The sequence below is a fragment of the Halomonas sp. TD01 genome (assembly GCF_923868895.1).
GTDB lineage: Bacteria > Pseudomonadota > Gammaproteobacteria > Pseudomonadales > Halomonadaceae > Vreelandella.
This window is the reverse complement of sequence record NZ_OV350343.1, coordinates 1,883,400-1,900,605: the sequence shown is the minus strand read 5'-3', so window position 1 is coordinate 1,900,605 and position 17,206 is coordinate 1,883,400. Positions and strand designations below refer to the sequence as shown.

Annotated in this window: 19 protein-coding genes and 3 tRNA genes; 9 read left to right on the top strand and 13 right to left on the bottom strand. The window is 53.2% G+C overall.

What is annotated here, in order from left to right; translation table 11 throughout:
• Positions 1-120 precede the first annotated feature (120 nt).
• A complete protein-coding gene (locus L1X57_RS08760; protein ID WP_009724899.1) occupies positions 121-582 on the bottom strand; it encodes a substrate binding domain-containing protein in 462 nt (153 codons plus the stop codon).
• Positions 583-613: 31 nt separating this feature from the next.
• Here L1X57_RS08760 and L1X57_RS08755 point away from each other — a divergent pair, with 31 nt between their 5' ends.
• Complete coding sequence (locus L1X57_RS08755) at positions 614-1,150, top strand: DNA adenine methylase (RefSeq protein ID WP_326491352.1); 537 nt, start codon at positions 614-616, stop codon at positions 1,148-1,150.
• A gap of 33 nt (positions 1,151-1,183) precedes the next feature.
• Positions 1,184-1,618 carry a hypothetical protein gene (locus tag L1X57_RS08750; protein WP_009724901.1) on the top strand — a complete coding sequence of 145 codons (435 nt, stop codon included), beginning with the start codon at positions 1,184-1,186 and terminating at the stop codon, positions 1,616-1,618.
• 175 nt (positions 1,619-1,793) lie between these two features.
• On the opposite strand, the gene L1X57_RS08745 is transcribed toward L1X57_RS08750, so the two are convergent.
• The 7 genes from L1X57_RS08745 to L1X57_RS08715 form a co-directional block, all read right to left on the bottom strand.
• Positions 1,794-1,869, bottom strand: a tRNA-Thr gene (locus tag L1X57_RS08745).
• Between the two features lie 72 nt (positions 1,870-1,941).
• Positions 1,942-2,016 (bottom strand) — tRNA-Gln (locus L1X57_RS08740).
• Positions 2,017-2,021: 5 nt separating this feature from the next.
• Positions 2,022-2,097 (bottom strand) — tRNA-Phe (locus tag L1X57_RS08735).
• A gap of 175 nt (positions 2,098-2,272) precedes the next feature.
• Positions 2,273-2,548: an oxidative damage protection protein gene (locus tag L1X57_RS08730; protein ID WP_009724902.1), complete on the bottom strand. Its 276-nt coding sequence runs from the start codon at positions 2,546-2,548 to the stop codon at positions 2,273-2,275.
• Positions 2,549-2,603: 55 nt separating this feature from the next.
• Positions 2,604-3,701, bottom strand: a complete 1,098-nt coding sequence (gene mutY / locus L1X57_RS08725; protein WP_009724903.1) for an A/G-specific adenine glycosylase — start codon at positions 3,699-3,701, stop codon at positions 2,604-2,606.
• Positions 3,702-3,841: 140 nt separating this feature from the next.
• Positions 3,842-6,175 carry an AsmA family protein gene (locus L1X57_RS08720; protein WP_009724904.1) on the bottom strand — a complete coding sequence of 778 codons (2,334 nt, stop codon included), beginning with the start codon at positions 6,173-6,175 and terminating at the stop codon, positions 3,842-3,844.
• On the bottom strand, positions 6,175-6,657 hold the full coding sequence (locus tag L1X57_RS08715; RefSeq protein WP_009724905.1) for a GNAT family N-acetyltransferase: 483 nt from the start codon (positions 6,655-6,657) through the stop codon (positions 6,175-6,177). Before L1X57_RS08715 ends, L1X57_RS08720 begins: the two co-directional genes overlap by 1 nt.
• Positions 6,658-6,852: 195 nt before the next feature.
• Here L1X57_RS08715 and hisB point away from each other — a divergent pair, with 195 nt between their 5' ends.
• From hisB to L1X57_RS08690, 5 genes are read left to right on the top strand one after another with little or no spacing between them, the layout of a single operon-like run.
• Positions 6,853-7,446: an imidazoleglycerol-phosphate dehydratase HisB gene (hisB, locus tag L1X57_RS08710; protein ID WP_009724907.1), complete on the top strand. Its 594-nt coding sequence runs from the start codon at positions 6,853-6,855 to the stop codon at positions 7,444-7,446.
• A gap of 52 nt (positions 7,447-7,498) precedes the next feature.
• Positions 7,499-8,140, top strand: a complete 642-nt coding sequence (hisH, locus tag L1X57_RS08705) for an imidazole glycerol phosphate synthase subunit HisH (RefSeq protein ID WP_009724908.1) — start codon at positions 7,499-7,501, stop codon at positions 8,138-8,140.
• 11 nt (positions 8,141-8,151) lie between these two features.
• Positions 8,152-8,898 carry a 1-(5-phosphoribosyl)-5-[(5-phosphoribosylamino)methylideneamino]imidazole-4-carboxamide isomerase gene (gene hisA / locus L1X57_RS08700; protein WP_009724909.1) on the top strand — a complete coding sequence of 249 codons (747 nt, stop codon included), beginning with the start codon at positions 8,152-8,154 and terminating at the stop codon, positions 8,896-8,898.
• Positions 8,895-9,668: an imidazole glycerol phosphate synthase subunit HisF gene (hisF, locus tag L1X57_RS08695; protein WP_009724910.1), complete on the top strand. Its 774-nt coding sequence runs from the start codon at positions 8,895-8,897 to the stop codon at positions 9,666-9,668. Before hisA ends, hisF begins: the two co-directional genes overlap by 4 nt.
• A 40-nt stretch (positions 9,669-9,708) precedes the next feature.
• Positions 9,709-10,215: a hypothetical protein gene (locus L1X57_RS08690; RefSeq protein WP_009724911.1), complete on the top strand. Its 507-nt coding sequence runs from the start codon at positions 9,709-9,711 to the stop codon at positions 10,213-10,215.
• Positions 10,216-10,228: 13 nt separating this feature from the next.
• On the opposite strand, the gene L1X57_RS08685 is transcribed toward L1X57_RS08690, so the two are convergent.
• Positions 10,229-10,831: a YjaG family protein gene (locus L1X57_RS08685; RefSeq protein ID WP_009724912.1), complete on the bottom strand. Its 603-nt coding sequence runs from the start codon at positions 10,829-10,831 to the stop codon at positions 10,229-10,231.
• Between the two features lie 112 nt (positions 10,832-10,943).
• On the opposite strand from L1X57_RS08685, the gene L1X57_RS08680 reads away from it, so the two are divergent.
• Positions 10,944-11,636, top strand: coding sequence for a type 1 glutamine amidotransferase (locus L1X57_RS08680; protein WP_009724913.1), 693 nt, complete (start codon positions 10,944-10,946; stop codon positions 11,634-11,636).
• 34 nt (positions 11,637-11,670) lie between these two features.
• Here the strand turns inward: L1X57_RS08680 and mnmH are convergent, their stop codons facing one another.
• The 4 genes from mnmH to L1X57_RS08660 all read right to left on the bottom strand — a co-directional run bounded on the left by mnmH (position 11,671) and on the right by L1X57_RS08660 (position 15,775).
• Complete coding sequence (gene mnmH, locus L1X57_RS08675; protein ID WP_009724914.1) at positions 11,671-12,759, bottom strand: tRNA 2-selenouridine(34) synthase MnmH; 1,089 nt, start codon at positions 12,757-12,759, stop codon at positions 11,671-11,673.
• Positions 12,756-13,796 carry a selenide, water dikinase SelD gene (gene selD, locus L1X57_RS08670; protein WP_409559435.1) on the bottom strand — a complete coding sequence of 347 codons (1,041 nt, stop codon included), beginning with the start codon at positions 13,794-13,796 and terminating at the stop codon, positions 12,756-12,758. Before selD ends, mnmH begins: the two co-directional genes overlap by 4 nt.
• A gap of 42 nt (positions 13,797-13,838) precedes the next feature.
• Positions 13,839-15,209, bottom strand: coding sequence for a DNA repair protein RadA (gene radA / locus L1X57_RS08665; RefSeq protein WP_009724916.1), 1,371 nt, complete (start codon positions 15,207-15,209; stop codon positions 13,839-13,841).
• Between the two features lie 116 nt (positions 15,210-15,325).
• Positions 15,326-15,775 carry a copper resistance protein NlpE N-terminal domain-containing protein gene (locus L1X57_RS08660; protein WP_009724917.1) on the bottom strand — a complete coding sequence of 150 codons (450 nt, stop codon included), beginning with the start codon at positions 15,773-15,775 and terminating at the stop codon, positions 15,326-15,328.
• A 164-nt stretch (positions 15,776-15,939) separates the two neighbouring features.
• Between L1X57_RS08660 and hisC the strand changes: the two genes are divergently transcribed.
• Positions 15,940-17,001 (top strand): histidinol-phosphate transaminase, encoded by a 1,062-nt coding sequence (hisC, locus tag L1X57_RS08655; protein ID WP_083817087.1) that lies wholly within the window; start codon positions 15,940-15,942, stop codon positions 16,999-17,001.
• Positions 17,002-17,206: the final 205 nt, after the last annotated feature.

Here is a 17,206-nt window from a genome sequence, read left to right as displayed (position 1 = left end):
AGTGCCCTCCTGCCGCTGCTGCTCTCTATGCGCCAGGATGTCGACAAAAGCGCGCACTTTCGCAGGGCGAAAACGTGCTAATGGAAAAACGACATGTATGCCACCTGAGAGCAAGCTCCACTAGGGCAAAATATGTATAAGGCATCCAGCCGCGAGGTCACCTGCACTAGCATAATCCGGTAATACCGATATCCCCGCACCAGCGTACAACGCTTCGCGTACCGCCAGCGTCGCATCGAGAAAGATAGAGGCCCGCATGAGGATGGATCGACTCCCACCCTCATTTAGAGAAAAATCCCACTGCAACGGATGAGGCAACGCTTTATTAGCAATAAACGGAAAATCTAGTAGTTCTTCAGGCTGGGAGAGCTGCGCCACCTGTTTCTCAAGATTTGGTGATGCAACCAACAACTGCCGGAAAGAGCCTATTTTCCTCGCTTGTACGCTTGGCTCGGTTAGCCAACCAACGCGAATAGCAAGTTCGATGTCTTCCGACATCAGATCGACTTTCTGATCACTCAGCGTGGCATCGACCTTGCATTGCGGATAGAGCTGGGTATATGCCGCAATTGCAGGCACCACACAGGTGACACCGTAGTCGAAAGGGGCCGCGCTGTTCTTCCTGCGCCCCTCTCCAGCCGAGGTGGAAGTGCTCAACGATGTTAACGGTGATCTAGTGAACCTATACCGTATCGTTCAAAACCACCTGGAAGAGTTCGTCAGGCAGTTCAAGTGGGCGCTTTCAAGCCGCCAGGTGTTCGAGTGGCTGAAGATGACACGCCCGGAAACGCTCACTGATATCCAGCGAGCAGCGCGCTTCTACTATCTACAGCAGAATGCCTTCGGTGCCCGCATCGAAGGCCAGACGTTTGGCACCGCCACCACCACACCTCCAGGGCTAAACCTGCTGCGCCTGGAAGAACCACTGTCAGCAGCTCACCTGCGCTTAGCCAGCACCTTTATTGAGCACCTAAGCTGGCAAGCGTGCATCGAGCGATACGACCGCCCAGACATCCGCCGGATCTTCGCGGACTACCACATCGAAACCACCGACATCCGCTACACCGTCGGCGGCGGCAAAGGATCAGACGCCAAAGAGGTTCTGATCTTCAGTTGGGATGTGGATGCAGAACCGGCAGGGCTGTTTTAAGCGATTTAGTAGTCACTACCACAGGACACAGAAATGGTTGATATCCTAGCAATAGGCTCAGGCCTCAAAACTGCGTATGAGCTTGCTCGGGCCGCTAAAGACGTTGACGATAAAGTGCGTGTCGATACAGCGATCAGCAAGATAATGGATCAACTCACTGCTGCCCAGTTTGGTTTATTTGAGATGCAGCAGCAGTATCAACAGTTGATCGATGAAAACCGGGAGCTAAGAGAACAGATAAGCAAGGAAGAACGCTTCAATCAGTATCGATTGAAAGAAACGCAGCAAGGTGGGTTTGTATTAGAACTCAAAGACGAGTATGTGACTGAAGATAACCCGAAGCATGCAATATGCCAGTTATGTTCACAGGAAGGTAGACTGACCCCTTTGAATAAAGATCCCCAGTACTACCATTGTCCTCGCTGCAGAGTTGCCACAGAGCATACATATCATGACCTGCCTTGCTAACGCTTAGTCAGTGCCAATTATCCCGCTAACCTGTGCCAAATACGCCACGCGCTTACATTCAGTTCAGTTATGAAAGTGCCCACGCTGTAGACACTTTATAGACACATACGAAAAAGCCGCCCTTTCGGACGGCTTAATCTAATTCTCTAACGCTCTGATTTTAACCACTTTTCAGTGGTGCCGACACCAGGAGTCGAACCCGGGACCTACTGATTACAAGTCAGTTGCTCTACCAACTGAGCTATGTCGGCGCTTCGCGTTTTCTTGAGAATATGATTGCTTCACTGTTAAGCTTTGCAATCAACAAGAAATCTTGTTGGCAATGGCTGGGGTACCAGGATTCGAACCTGGGAATGCCGATACCAAAAACCGGTGCCTTACCACTTGGCGATACCCCAACGTTTGGTGGCCAGAGACGGAATCGAACCGCCGACACGGGGATTTTCAATCCCCTGCTCTACCAACTGAGCTATCTGGCCGCTGCCAACGGTGCGTATTAAACTAAAAACTCAGCTTTTCGTCAACACTTTCGTGAAACTTTCTTTCTAGTCACGTGCTTAGGGAACTTCTTGGCAGGGTCAAAAACGGGCAAAAGCCACACCAGCCGTGGGCTGCGCCAAGATTCACCCCTTTGCAGCCCTCCTTCTTAAACACTTAAGCCTGGGTTGGCGGCACGTATCCTTCGGCTTGGTCCGTGGTTTCGTTGTCTAGAAAACGTTGCATCTGATCCATTAAGTAAGCACGTGCTTCAGGCTCAAGCATATTGAGGTGCTTTTCGTTAATCAGGCGCGTTTGCAGCGCTTGCCACTCTTCCCAGGCCTGTTTAGACACCGTGGCTTGAATTTCTTGCCCCTGCTTACCCGGCAACGGTGGAAACGGCAGAGCGGGTAGCTCTTGTTGGTACTTACGGCAGAAAACGGTGTTGCTCATGGTGTACTCCTTTCTGAATAACAGTGCGCGAATAAAAGTGACAACGCGAGTGACGTTAGCGCGATGGCCCTGGCGTTGGATCTAGGGCAAACGGCGTTAGCTGGCTCAGCAGCAATTTAACCGGTGCAGCCAAGCCGAGCGCCGGCGGATCGTTAACGTCATACCATACGCCGCCTTCTCTTACGCCATTCAGCCTATCGCAACTAACCGGCTGAGGCGTAATCGATAGGCGAAAATGGCTAAACGTGTGGGTAAAGCTGGGCAGTGGTGCATGGCGTTCAGGGGAAGCCACATGATCGGCTAGCCAATCGTTTAGCTCACTATGGCGTTCAAATTGGGGCAGGCTCCATAGGCCTCCCCATAGTCCGCTGGGTGGCCGTTGCTCTAACCAAACCCGCCCTTGCCTATCCCGCAGCATTAGCATAACGGTTTCACGCGTGGGCAAGGCTTTTTTAGGTTTGGACTCGGGAAAGCGTTGCGGCTCACCTTGGGCGTAGGCACAACATACGTCGTTAAACGGACAGATCAGACAATCAGGCTTGCTGCGTTTACATAGCGTGGCGCCGAAATCCATGATGGCTTGGGTATAGTCGGCAAGACGGGTATCAGGTGTGTAATACTCAGCCAGCGCCCACAATGAGCGCTCTACCGCTGGCTTGCCTGGCCAGCCGGCAATGGCGTGCAAGCGGGTCAGTGACCGCTTTACGTTGCCGTCTAAAATCGCCGCCTGCTGACCAGAACTTTGCGCGATGATCGCGCCAGCCGTGGAACGGCCTATACCTGGCAACGCCATCAACGACTCGACGCTATCTGTGGGCAATTCGCCGCCATGGGACGCTAACGCCATTTGGGCCGCTTTATGCAGATTACGAGCACGGGCGTAGTAGCCAAGCCCTGTCCATAGGTGCAGTACGTCGTCCTGGGGCGCATTGGCCAGCACTTCTAACGTAGGGAAGCGTGCCATAAAGCGTTCGAAGTAGGGAATGACCGTGGTGACTTGGGTTTGTTGGAGCATAATTTCAGATACCCATACCCGGTAGGCGCTGCGGGGCGACTGCCAAGGTAAGTCATGCCGACCATACTGGTCGAACCAGGTAAGCAAACGGCGTTGAAACTCTTCCGCCGCCAGACACGGCGTTGGCATGTCGGCCATAGGATTTCCTTAAACAGTAAAACGGCACCCTGCGATTAGCCGTCAGCTGGCCATGCTATATGGCTGGCTAACACGCAAAAAAGCGCCGGCGGTAAGGCCGGCGCGCACTTATTGTATCGGTTCAAAACATGCATGAATGCTCAGTTAAATAGACGACGAATCCCCTCACGAAGTTCCTGACCAGCGCCTTCTCCCAGGCGCTCATCAATTCGATCCAGTGAATCGCCCAGCCGTTCTTCCAGCTCTTCTTCAACGCGGCTGCCTGCTTCATTACTTAGCAGGTCTATCACCGCTGTTTGGAAAGCCAAACGATCAAATCGGCACCACTGGGTTTTATCGTCGCTTACATGACCTTCGCAGCGAACCGGAAGCGGCAACTGCTCTAAACGCGGATTCACGCTACAGGCAGCGTCAGCGGTGTCGACCAACTTAGCATTCGCTTCAGTGGTGAAATTTAGCGTATTGAGATTGAAGTCGCCTTTGCCCTGCACATCAATGCCGGGAAGGGTGATAAGCAAATCGTCGCTTTTCACTACACCATTGCGCACTTGGAAGGTCGCGTCAAACCGCTCAAAGCGCGTATCAGGCTCCCACTCGCGTAGGGTCCCTTCGCCCTCCAGCTGCGCCACTACCTCACACATTTGCTGAGAGATATTCGTTTGTAGAATAGCTCCGTCGTTCAGCTGCGCATTTAGCTCGCCGTTAAGATTGCTGGTGAGCACATCACGGCGATTGCCCTGAGTCGTCAGCGCTCCTTCTAGGTTAAAGCGGCCTCGCAGCGGTGACGCCTCCTCACTAAAGGTTTCGATGAGCGGTGCTACCTGAACATCACTGATACGTGGGGAGAGTTGCCATTCGAGCACCTCTGCGGTGGCATCAAGACGGCCTGTCGAATTAAGTTCACCTCCATAGAAGCGCGACTCAAAGGCCGTCAGTTGGTGCGCTCCCTTCTCTCCGCGCAAACTTAGCGAGGTATCATCGAACGTCAATCCGGCCAACATAAGTTGGTCGACGCTTAGGTCACCCTCTAGCGATAGCGTGCTAAGCCATGCCTGAGGCAATAGCGCCCCATCGGTTTGAGCAAAGGCTCTGCGCAGTAAGCCTCGGCTAGCTTGCTGAGCTGTTTCGGGTCCAGGCAGATAATGATCAATATTTAGCTGGTCGCCTTCCAGATTGAAGGCTAATTGAGTACCGTCCAACGCGGCGGAAACATTACCCGTGAAGGTACTGTCATCAACCACCAAGGAAAGACGCGGAAGTGTGATACTTGCCATGTCACCTTCAATGGGACTGGTCATCGCCACATCACTTAGCGCAGCTTCGTTGGCTGTATTCAGCGTCATCCCCATCCGCGACAGCCATGGACGCAGTGTAAAAGGAGCTGCCGTGAGTTGGCCGCTGTACTGAGGGGCGTCTAGTAGTTGCTCCACATTGAGATGCCCACTGACCCGTAGCCCATCTGGCCCAGTTAATTGAGCATCTTTAAGCTGAGCAGTTTGTGCCGCAAAGTCACTTTCCAAGCCAAATGCCAACGAGAGCGCAAGGCTACCCTGCCAATTGTCTGGATGACGTAAACCCGCGTCAACAACACCCTCGCGAATCGTAAGTTGTTGCTCACCCATTCGGGCAACTATTTCCGCTGCTTTAAGGCTAAGCTGCTGCGGGTCGCTTTCTCCAGAACGACGCGTACGGGTCGTTAGCTGTGTACTTTCAAAAATTAGTTGCTCATCTTTTAAACCTAAACGAAGGCGGGTTTCAAGATTCACTTCACTGATTAGGTCAGGCGTGCGCTCCAATACCTCTGCATCTAAGCGGTTATGCTTAGTTAGCGTAAACATGGTTTTTAGGGGGAAAGAGCGCAAAGGATTGACGTTGGTGCCTGAAATATTGAGCGGCTGCACTCGCCAAAGCGCTTGGCTTTGCTCATCACGGAAGCGGATATCAGCATTCTTCACTTCCACGCTGGCAATGTTCAGCACCACCGACAAATTACCAGCATCTGCGTTGGGACCAGCACTTGCCGGTGCCAGAACCGTTTCTGCTGTTTCGTTACCCTGTTCAGCGAGACGCTCTAGTAATGCCTGCCAATTACCTTCACCTTGTTCATTCTTCTCAAGGTTTAAGCGCATACCGTCCAGGGTTAAGCCATCAACAGCAATTTCGCCCCGTAATAGAGGGGCAAAGGCCACGCTAACTTCGGCTCGATCAATGGCGGCAAACGCAATTTCGTCCTGGGCTTGCTCTGGCAACCATGCTCTTGCCTGCTCAACACTGACCCCGATACGCGGATAAAACGACCACGTGATAGGGCCTTCCAACGCTAGGTTCAGGCCGGTTTGCTCTTCTACCACAGCGGTTAGCCGGGGCTTGAAGTCTTCTGGATCAAGAAAGGTGGTGACATACACCACTGCAGCAACGGCAACGATCGCTAAAATACCTACCGCGGCCAGCAAAATACGTAGTAGCTGATTCATTACCCTTTTCCTTTTGGGTTTAGCTCAACAAAATCACTGGTGATGGGTGCACCCGGCTGTGAGGATGGTTCATTGGCTATGGGTCGATAACCGAGCTTGGATAGCAGTACTCGATCCGCTAACGGCAGCGACGACGTTTCGATGCGCAGCACACGCCCTTCTTGTTTTGCCTGTTCACCTAACAGTGCCATTAATCGCGTACCTACACCGCGCCGCCGGGTGGGTTTACGCACGCACAGCTCTGAGAGCCACCACGCGCGGTCAGCTGTTTCTTTTACTGCTACGGCACCGAGCAGCCGATCGTTAAAATGTGCGCAGGCAAAAAAGTGCTGTCCTTTTAAATGTTGCTCAATAAAAGGGGTGACCGTTGGTGTAGGCATACGCTCTTTGGGCGCATCTTCATAAATGCGTATTAGGTCAATACGCACCTGCTCTTCTGCTTCCCAACGGGCCTGGTCGACGTAATGCAATGTCACCGGCATGGTGAAATCCTCTTTGCCAAAGCAGCAAGGCTGCTATTCTACCGCCAGCAAAGGCGGCTACCTTTCGCGCATTGTAGCGGATGGGGGCGCCGATTCACTATAATGGTCGCTTTGGCCACAGGTTATGCCTTGATCCAGCGGTGATAACATTCCACCAACACCCCTCAGAGTGCGCATCAGCGCAGGAGATGCAACATGTCAGCGCGTATTGCCACGGTAAGCCGTGACACCAACGAAACGCAGATTACGGTCAGCGTCAACCTTGACGGCGAAGGCCGCCTCCGCAGTGACACCGGCGTTCCGTTTCTTGATCATATGCTTGATCAAGTGGCTCGTCATGGGATGGTGGATCTCGACATTGACGCAAAAGGCGACCTACACATTGATGATCACCATACGGTCGAAGATCTAGGCATTACTCTGGGCCAAGCGTTTCACCAAGCAATCGGCGATAAACGCGGCATTTACCGCTACGGACATGCCTATGTACCCCTTGATGAAGCGCTTTCGCGGGTGGTTATCGATTTTTCCGGCCGCCCAGGCCTGTATATGAATGTCGACTTCACCCGCGATACTATTGGCCGCATGGACACCCAACTGTTTTGGGAGTTTTTCCAAGGCTTCGTCAACCATGCTCGTGTCACACTGCATATCGACAATGTAAAAGGCTTTAATGCTCACCATCAGGCTGAGACTATTTTTAAAGCGTTTGGGCGCGCGCTACGCATGGCAGTGGCAGAAGACCCAAGAATGGCGGGGCAGATGCCGTCCACTAAAGGAAGCCTATAATGCCGAGTATTACAGCCAGTGGTAGCTCGCTAACGATAACAAGGAGCGCTTTATGACCATCGCGGTAATCGATTATGGAATGGGCAACCTGCACTCTGTGGCAAAAGCGCTTGAGCACGTCACCCACGAAAATGTGATTATTACCCGCGACCCTCGGCGTATTTTAGGCGCAACACGCTTGGTGCTACCGGGCCAGGGGGCTATCCGAGACTGTGTGGGCGAGCTCGAACGTACCGAGCTACGTGGTTTAGTCGACGATATTCTTACCCGCCAGGCCAAGCCGCTGTTGGGCATTTGCGTGGGTCAACAAATGCTGATGGAACGCAGCGAAGAGAATGGCGGCGTAGACTGCCTAGGCTTTTTCCATGGCAGCGTCGACCGTTTTCCGGCCAATATGCGTGATGATTACGAACAGCGTTTAAAAGTGCCGCACATGGGTTGGAATCTCGTGGCACAGCATCACGATCACCCGCTGTGGGCAGGCATTGACGATAACGAACACTTCTATTTTGTGCACAGCTACTACGTCAATGCAGCTGACGATGCCCAAGTGTTTGGTACCACTCAGTACGGCAAGGTTTGCGCCCACGTGGCGATTGGCCGCGATGCCACCTTCGCCGTACAGTTCCACCCTGAAAAAAGCTCCCGTGCGGGCCTTCGCCTGCTAGAAAATTTTGTCACCTGGACGCCCTGAGAGGTTTCACTATGTTGGTAATTCCCGCGATTGATCTCAAAGACGGCCAGTGTGTGCGCTTGAAACAAGGCCGCATGGAAGATGCGACGTCCTACGGCGATGACCCCGTTGCCATGGCCGCCCGCTGGGTAGAAGCAGGGGCTCGCCGCCTGCACCTAGTTGACCTAAACGGCGCATTTGAAGGCAAACCGGTGAACGGCGATGCAGTGACTGCAATAGCACGCGCCTACCCTAACCTGCCCATTCAAATTGGCGGCGGCATTCGCTCGGCAGACACCATTGAGCATTACCTAAATGCAGGGGTTTCTTACGTCATTATTGGTACAAAAGCGGTTAAAGAACCGGATTTTGTGGGCGAGATGTGCCGTGCATTCCCAGGCCATATTATTGTTGGCCTGGATGCTAAAGATGGCTATGTGGCCACCGACGGCTGGGCTGAAGTGTCCACCCTGAAAGCGACCGAACTCGCCAAGCGCTTTGCCAATGACGGCGTTTCCAGCATTGTTTATACCGACATTGCCCGTGACGGCATGATGCAAGGCGTCAATGTGGACGCCACTGCTGCGCTAGCTCGTGAAGGCGGCTTACCCGTAATCGCCTCTGGCGGTGTCACCAATCTAGATGATATTCGTGCGCTATGTGATGTCGCCAATAGCGGCATTTTAGGCGCGATTACAGGCCGCGCTATCTACGAGGGCAGCCTGGATGTGGCAGAAGCCCAGCGTTTGAGCGACCAGCTTAGCGGAGGCAACGAATGAGCTTAGCGAAACGTATTATTCCTTGCTTAGATGTCGATGCCGGGCGTGTGGTGAAAGGCGTTAACTTTGTTGGCATCCGTGATGCAGGTGACCCCGTTGAAATCGCCCAGCGTTACAACCAGCAGGGTGCCGATGAAATCACCTTCCTCGACATTACCGCCAGCCACGAAAACCGTGACACCACAGTCGACATGGTAGAGCGCATCGCCGGTGAAGTGTTTATTCCTCTCACCGTTGGGGGCGGTATCCGCAGTTGCGATGATATTCGCACCATGCTGAATGCAGGGGCCGATAAAGTCTCGATCAATACCGCCGCGGTTACCAATCCAGAGTTTGTTCGCGAGGCCGCTGAGCGCTTTGGCAGCCAATGTATCGTGGTGGCGATTGACGCTAAGAAGGTGTCCAAAGAAGGAGAGCCTCCGCGCTGGGAAATCTTCACCCACGGCGGACGTCGGCCGACGGGCTTAGATGCCGTCGAATGGGCCAAAAAGATGGTGGAATTTGGCGCAGGCGAGCTACTGTTAACCAGTATGGATCGAGACGGTACTAAAGTGGGCTTCGACCTGGGCGTTACCTACGCTATTTCTGAAGCCGTCAGCGTGCCGGTGATTGCCTCTGGCGGTGTAGGAAACTTGGATCACTTAGTGGACGGCGTACTCAAAGGTGGTGCCGATGCGGTACTGGCGGCGAGTATCTTTCACTTTGGTGAATACACGATACCAGAAGCAAAACGCTATATGGCGGAACGGGGCATCGAAATGCGCCTCTAACGGGATCTTATAGAAACGAGCCCTTTTTCAGGAGCATTACATGCCACATTATTACCAATGGCTGGGAGGGCTAGCAATTTTTTGGCTGAGCACAACCGTCTCAGCCTTTTCTTTGCCAGATTGGCCGCCCACCTTAGAACTCGACCACACATTGGTGCAAACCAGCCTGTTAACACGTCACTTCGACCCAGACCCGGAGCACATCAATCAGCAAAAGCTAGTCAGTATTGAGTTACACAACCCTGACCGCTGGCTAACTGGGGCGGCATGGTTTAAAAACTCCTTCGATCAGCCTACTTGGTACTTCTATGCAGGCCGAGAGTTTCCTCTTTGGCAATTTTCTGAAGGGGTCAACGTACGAGCCAAGCTGACAGGTGGGCTACTGCGCGGCTATAAAGGTGAGTACCGCGACAAGATCCCCTTTAATCATTTAGGCATAGCGCCTGCGCTGCTACCTAGCATTGGCGTGCAATGGGGGCGTGTAGAATCAGATCTCATTATCTTCGGCACCGCCGGCATGATGGTGACGGCGGGCCTGCGGTTTTAACCGGCTTAGCCAGTTACTCCCCGCCTTCGTCTAAGGTTAAACCAAGATTACTGATGCCGTTATTACGCCCTAACTGACGAATCTCTTTTAGGGAGGTTTTATTAATTGGCTCGCTCACGGCGTCCAAAACAGCATCCTGGAAATCGTTTTCGTCGGCCATCAATGGATGGTCGCGAATAATCAGCGCAAGCACCTGAGCATCTTCCTCACCTTCGGTCAGCTCGATAAAAGCGCGAACGCCCGCTCGCGAGGTGCGGCTGACATCCAGCACTGCTTCAGGTGATTCGCCCTGCAGCGTATCTAGCAACGCGGATACCGATACGACGGCGTCTAACGCTCGGCGCGCTCCAAAGCTCTCATCACCTTCTGGGGGTTCGCACTCAGCCAGCTTTTCCGCTTGCCGAGCAAAGTCGATACTAGCATTCGGAACGTTTAGACGCTCCCATACCAAGCTCAGCACGGTACGCAGCGTATGCTCGTCACCTAGACCCGTGGTTTGTTGATACAAAGCGTAGTTAGGTAGCAGGCGTTCACAAAGAGCTGCCATAAACGCTTGCTGGGCGGGCAACGGCAATTGTTGAAGCCGCTGATAAAATCCTAGGGGTTTAGCCACCATGCTGATTTCCTGGGTCACAATATTGGTGAAATGAACGCGATACGTTATCGTCGCACAAACGCGACAGGAGATCCCTGTCGCGTTGTTAACATCGGCCGGCGAGGAGATTACCATGCATATCCATCTGCTACAGCACGGCCCTGACCATGGTCCCGCTCGTCTAACTGACTGGCTTGAGAGTATGGGCCATAGTTACACCGTTTTTCATCTTTATGCGGGCGAGCTAACCCCACGACCGGGTGAGTGCGATGCGATCATTATACTGGATGGCCCTGAGCCGCTAGTAAATGATCCACCCGACTGGTTTAAAGCCGAGCGAAAGCTGATTAATCGCTATCTGGATGGTCAAAAACCAATACTGGGCATTGGCTTGGGAGCACTGTGGATAGCGCAAGCGCTAGACGCTGTCATCGCGCCAGGCACTTACCCTGAAATTGGCTGGCACCAAATAACACAGGCCCCAGAAAGCGCCTTTGACTTACCCGAACAGTTTGAGGCGTTTATGTGGCATCGCTTCGTGTTTAGCTTACCGGACAATGCACTACCGCTAGGCGGCAGTGCGGCGGCACCACTACAAGGGTTTTCATGGGACGCTGGGCGTGTCATCGGCTTACTGTGCCATTTTGAGGCGACTGCTTCCAGCGTCTCACTACTGCTCGATGCAGACGACCGACCACAGCCAAAAAATAACGCAACAGGGCGTTTTCTACAAACCAATGAACAGATCCTAGAAGACGCTAGTCGTTTTCATAAGTTAGCACCGCTGCTAGACCGCGTGATGACCCAATGGCTGAAAGCGGCATAGGCCCCTGCATCAACTATTGGCGCATAAAACGCCGCTAAGCGCTCCATTGCTTAGCGGCTTCTAAACAGCTATCCCAATCGCCAACGTGCAGCTCGGTAGGACGGCTATCCCGCTGCTTTTCAAGATGATAGCGATAAAGTGGGTCGTAATATTCCGTTAACAGCGGTGCAAGCCATGCCTCGTGAGCCTGAATATTACCTAGCGCATGGGCATCAAAGGCCATGCACTGTAATCGCTGCAGACGCTGCAAACGGGCATTTCCTAGCCGCTTAGCCAAACGCTCCAAGGCATTGGCTAATTGGCGCTGCATGCGCTGCCAGCCCTCTTGCTGGCCGTAACGGGCGGTGTAGCTCTGTTCAAGTGCTTCGATATAGTCACGGCGCAACTGCTCTAAACGCCAATCCAGAGGCATCTCAATGCGTATTCGCGGCGCACGCTGTAAGGCATGCCAAAAAGTAAGCGGAATATTAGCATTACCGATTTGTCGCGACTCATCCTCTACTACCAGTTTACCTGTCAGCCCGATTAAGCGTTTGGCCAAGGCGTGTTCAAAATCAATTTGTGGCGTCGGTTCTTCTGGCTGTCGGCCAAAGGCCGATCCTTTATGGTTGGCAAAGGCCTCTAGATCAATGCCGTTACTCAATTGGTTAATAAGCGTCGTTTTGGCACAGCCTGTCAGTCCTGCAACGACCAACATCGGCTGACTGGCGGCCTCATCAATCCGCTGACATAGCCGATGACGCACCGCTTTCCAGCCACCCTCAATACGCGGCCTGTTAATACCTGTTTCGGCTAGCCACTGCTGCGCAATTTGCGAACGTAGCCCTCCACGAAAACAGTAGATAATAGCTTCTGGCTGGCGCGCTACGTACGCCTCCCACGCGTCAACGCGTGCTTGCTTAGCTTCACCGCTAACTAAGCGCTCACCCAACCCGATGGCCGCCTGCTGCCCCAGCTGCTTATATGCAATGCCCACTTGGTGGCGCTCATCATCAACCATTAACGGCAAGTTAACCGCGCCAGGCAAACTGCCCTGGGCAAACTCAATCGGGGCGCGCACATCAATCAACGGCGTTTCTTCCGCGATTAAGTTTAATGTTGCCGGAACAGTGGCTAGGGTCATCCAATAACCTCAATCAAAACGTCGCCCTGTGCAGCCTTCATGGTGCCAAACGGTACCAAGTTAATACCGTTCTCACGGCCAATACGTTCTACGTCATCTTCCCAGGCAGGATCGACGCTAATCAACAAACCGCCCGACGTCTGAGGATCGCAAAGCCATTGCCAGTGGGCATCGTCCATAACAGGCAACGATTTACCTAAGGCGTCGCGGTTGCGCAGTGAGCCTCCGGGGACAGCGCCCTGCCGACGGTAAGCTTCAGCTTCGGCTAAACGGGGTAAGCGGCGAAAATCGATCTGCGCCATCACACCGCTTGCGCTGCACATTTCCGATAGGTGCCCAGCAAGGCCAAACCCCGTAACATCCGTCATGGCGTTAACGCCTTTCACCTTCGCCAACTCAACGCCAATATGATTGGGCTTGAGCATCGTTTCTCGGGCAAGGCCTTGGTGCCCGGCTTCGAGCAAGCCGCGCTTTTCAGCCGTAGTTAATAGCCCCACACCCAGTGGTTTGGTTAGGAATAACAGATCATCAGGTTTCGCCTGGCTGTTGAGTTTTAAATGCGCCAAATCGACTAAACCGTTGACCGCCAAACCAAACATCGGCTCTGGGGCGTCAATCGAGTGTCCGCCTGCTAACGCGACGCCCAGCTCACGACAAACAGCTTGGGCTCCTGCAACAACATCACCCGCAATTTCAGCGCTGAGCTTATCCAGCGGCCAACCTAAAATGCCCAATGCCATGACCGGCGTGCCGCCCATGGCATACACATCGCTAATAGCGTTAGTGGCAGCAATACGGCCAAAATCGAAGGGATCATCGACAATCGGCATAAAGAAATCGGTGGTCGCGATCATGCCGCGGCCATCACCCAAATCATACACCGCAGCGTCTTCACGCCCCTGATTACCTACAATGAGCCGTTTGTGACCCGCGGCAGGCCCTGCTTTAGCAAGAATTCCATCCAGCACATCTGGAGCAATTTTGCAGCCACAACCTGCACCGTGACTATATTGGGTTAACCGAATCGAACTCATAATGCCTCTCCTTAGTCTTTATGTTGTTCCTCAGCATAGCTTACGTTAGAGCGCTTCCAGGGCATCGCTAAGTTTATCCACAGGGATGACCTCCATCCCCTTCGGAGCCTGCTTGGGTGCATTACCACGCGGCACAATCGCCCTTAAAAATCCATGCTTAGCCGCTTCAGCAATACGTTCTTGCCCGCTGGGCACAGGCCGAATCTCTCCCGAAAGCCCAACTTCGCCAAATACCACCAACTCTTTTGGCAGAGCGCGATTTTGCAGGCTGGATACCACCGCTAGGAGCACCGCCAAGTCAGCACTGGTTTCGAGTACTTTCACGCCGCCTACCACGTTAAGGAAAACATCTTGATCACCGGTAAACAGACCACCGTGACGGTTTAGCACGGCTAGCAGCATAGCAAGTCGGTTTTGATCGACGCCAACGGCCACACGGCGAGGATTCCCCAATGCAGACTCATCGACTAACGCCTGCACTTCCACCAGAATTGGCCGGGTACCTTCCCATACCACCATGACCAAACTACCGGGAGCCTGTTCTTCTTGGCGTGATAGGAAAATCGCACTGGGGTTTTTGACTTCTTTTAAACCTTGCTCAAGCATTGCAAACACACCCAGCTCATTCACCGCACCAAAGCGGTTTTTCTGGCCGCGAAGGGTTCTAAATCGAGAGTCAGCTCCACCCTCTAATAGCAGCGAGGCATCAATCATGTGCTCCAGTACTTTAGGGCCAGCCAGCGTTCCATCCTTCGTTACATGCCCAACCAGTAACAATACTGTGTTCGTTTGCTTAGCAAAGCGGGTCAGAGCTGCCGCAGATTCACGAACCTGGGCAACGCCACCTGGCGCTGAGCTAATATCCTCTAGGTGCATCGTTTGAATTGAGTCGATGACCAAAATTTCCGGTTTTTCTCGTTCAGCCACCGCTAAAATTGTTTCAACACTGGTTTCCGCTAACATTTTCAGCCCATTAGTAGGCAGCTGTAAGCGGTGGGCGCGCATCGCAACTTGGGAAAGCGACTCCTCCCCGGTGACATATAGAATACGCCGCTGCTGGGCGAGCTTGCAGGCGGTTTGCAGAAGCAGCGTGGACTTACCAGCGCCTGGGTTGCCCCCCAGCAACACAGCGGACCCCGGCACCAGGCCGCCACCTAGCACACGATCAAACTCAGCAAAGGTCGAAGTGAGGCGGGGTACTTCGCTGAGATCCACATTGCCAAGATCCACCACATCTCTCGACAGGTCTCCTGCATAGCCCGCCCGTCCCATGGCTGCGCCACTTCCAGGGCGCGCACTAGCCAACCGAATCTCACTTAGCGTGTTCCATTCCTGGCAGCTGGAGCACTGGCCTTGCCACTTTCGATACTCCGCACCGCATTCGGTACACACAAAGGCACTTTTCGCTTTCGCCACCGCCATGTCGCTCCTGTTGTTATCGCCACTGATTATATCGCCACTGAGATTTATGCATCAGATGACTAGAAATGCAAAAGGCGGCCAATGGCCGCCTTTAAGCATCACTTCACGCTTTATTGACGCTGTAACTGCAGCATCTCACCGTTTTCGAAACGACGACGCTCTGGGTCGATCAGCTCCAACGTGCGTTCACTAATACGTTGAAAGTAGTAGATCTGGCCATCGCCATTCGGCGTTAACTCATAGACAGTGGCAGATGGATCCGACGGCGTGCCCGTCAGTACTTCCCAGTTACCTGCATAGTTTTCGTCTGGCGGCGTTTGTGGATGATTACGATAAGTGGCGTTTAACGTGAACGTCCGTTCTTCGGGAGCACTCATTTCTTCGCCTATCATCGTCACATTCAAGTCGATGCCATCGCAGTTACGGCAAGGCAGCGTACCTTGATAATTGGCTTGAGAAGCAGTCATTCCTGCTTCTTCACGCTGATCCGTTGGGCCAGCTGCACAGCCCGCCAACAGTGCCAACATAGCCGAGCCGGCTAGCAAACTCCTAAATTGCATTGAGTGTCTCCTTATCGTGTTGGACATACATTTCTTTCGCGCGCTTGTGACAGCATAACCGCTACAAGGTGCGACGCCCACCCCCCTCACTACTTGAATGCTTGCGCTCAGGCAGTCATCGGGCGACCATGGGGTATTAACATCAGGATAATCAGGTTACCCGCATGAGCCAATACTGGAGTCCAGCTGTTAGGGAGCTTACCCCCTATGTGCCTGGTGAGCAGCCCCGCGAACAGGTTATTAAACTCAACACCAATGAAAACCCTTATCCGCCCGCACCTGGGGTGAGCAAGGTGCTGCGTAATTATGCTATCGACCATTTGCGCTTGTATCCTGATCCTACCTCTTACGCGCTGCGTACAACGCTGGCCGACAGCTATGGGGTTAGCGTGGCAGAAACCTTCGTCGGCAATGGGTCAGATGAAGTGCTCGCGTTTGCGTTTCAGGCCTTCTTCTGCCATGACGCACCGCTGGATGTCCCCTCAATCACCTATAGCTTTTATCCTGTGTACGCCAACCTTTATGGCGTCGCGCTTCGTAAGCATCCACTAACCCCACAGTGGGAGGTCGATGTTGATGCCCTGGCGAATGCATCAGAGCGCAGCGGCGTTATCTTTGCCAACCCAAACGCACCGACTGGCCATGCGCACTCCCTCGAAACCATTGAGGCTCTGCTTAAGCGCGTGACAAACCGGGTTGTATTAATCGATGAGGCTTATGTGGATTTCGGCGCAGAAAGCGCTGTTGCTTTAGTTGAGCACTACCCTAACCTGCTAGTCACAGGAACGTTCTCTAAATCACGTAGCTTGGCTGGTTTACGCTTGGGCTATGCCATTGGCTCCCCTGAGCTGATTGATGGGCTCCAGCGGGTCAAGGACTCGTTTAATTCCTATCCAGTGGATAGCCTAGCGAGCCTCATCGGCATTGAAGCTCTTAAAGATGAAGAACACTTTAACGCGTGCCGAAATAATGTGATCACGACCCGTGAGCGCACACGTCAGCGACTTGAGCAGCTAGGTTTTGAAGTACTGCCTTCGAAGGCCAACTTCGTGCTTGCCCAGCATCCCGATTTTGAAGGCGCTCAGCTATTTGCAGGCCTTCGAGAGCGAGGAGTTTTGGTACGTCATTTTAATACTGACGCACTCAATAACTTCTTGCGCATCACCATCGGCACAGATGATGAGATGGATAGCTTAATAGAGGCACTGGAAGCAATCTGCCGCTAATTCTCACATTTTCTAAGCATAAAAAATCCCCCAGGGCGCAAGCCCTGGGGGATTTTTCAAATAGTTCATAACCAATAGCTCAACAACAAAAAACCCCAGCTTCATTAGAAGCTGGGGTTTTTCTTAATAAGTGCCTGACGATGATCCGGGCGGCGCTCCGCTACTCTACTCGTCTCATCCTGAGACTCGCCCTTCGGGCCCGCTA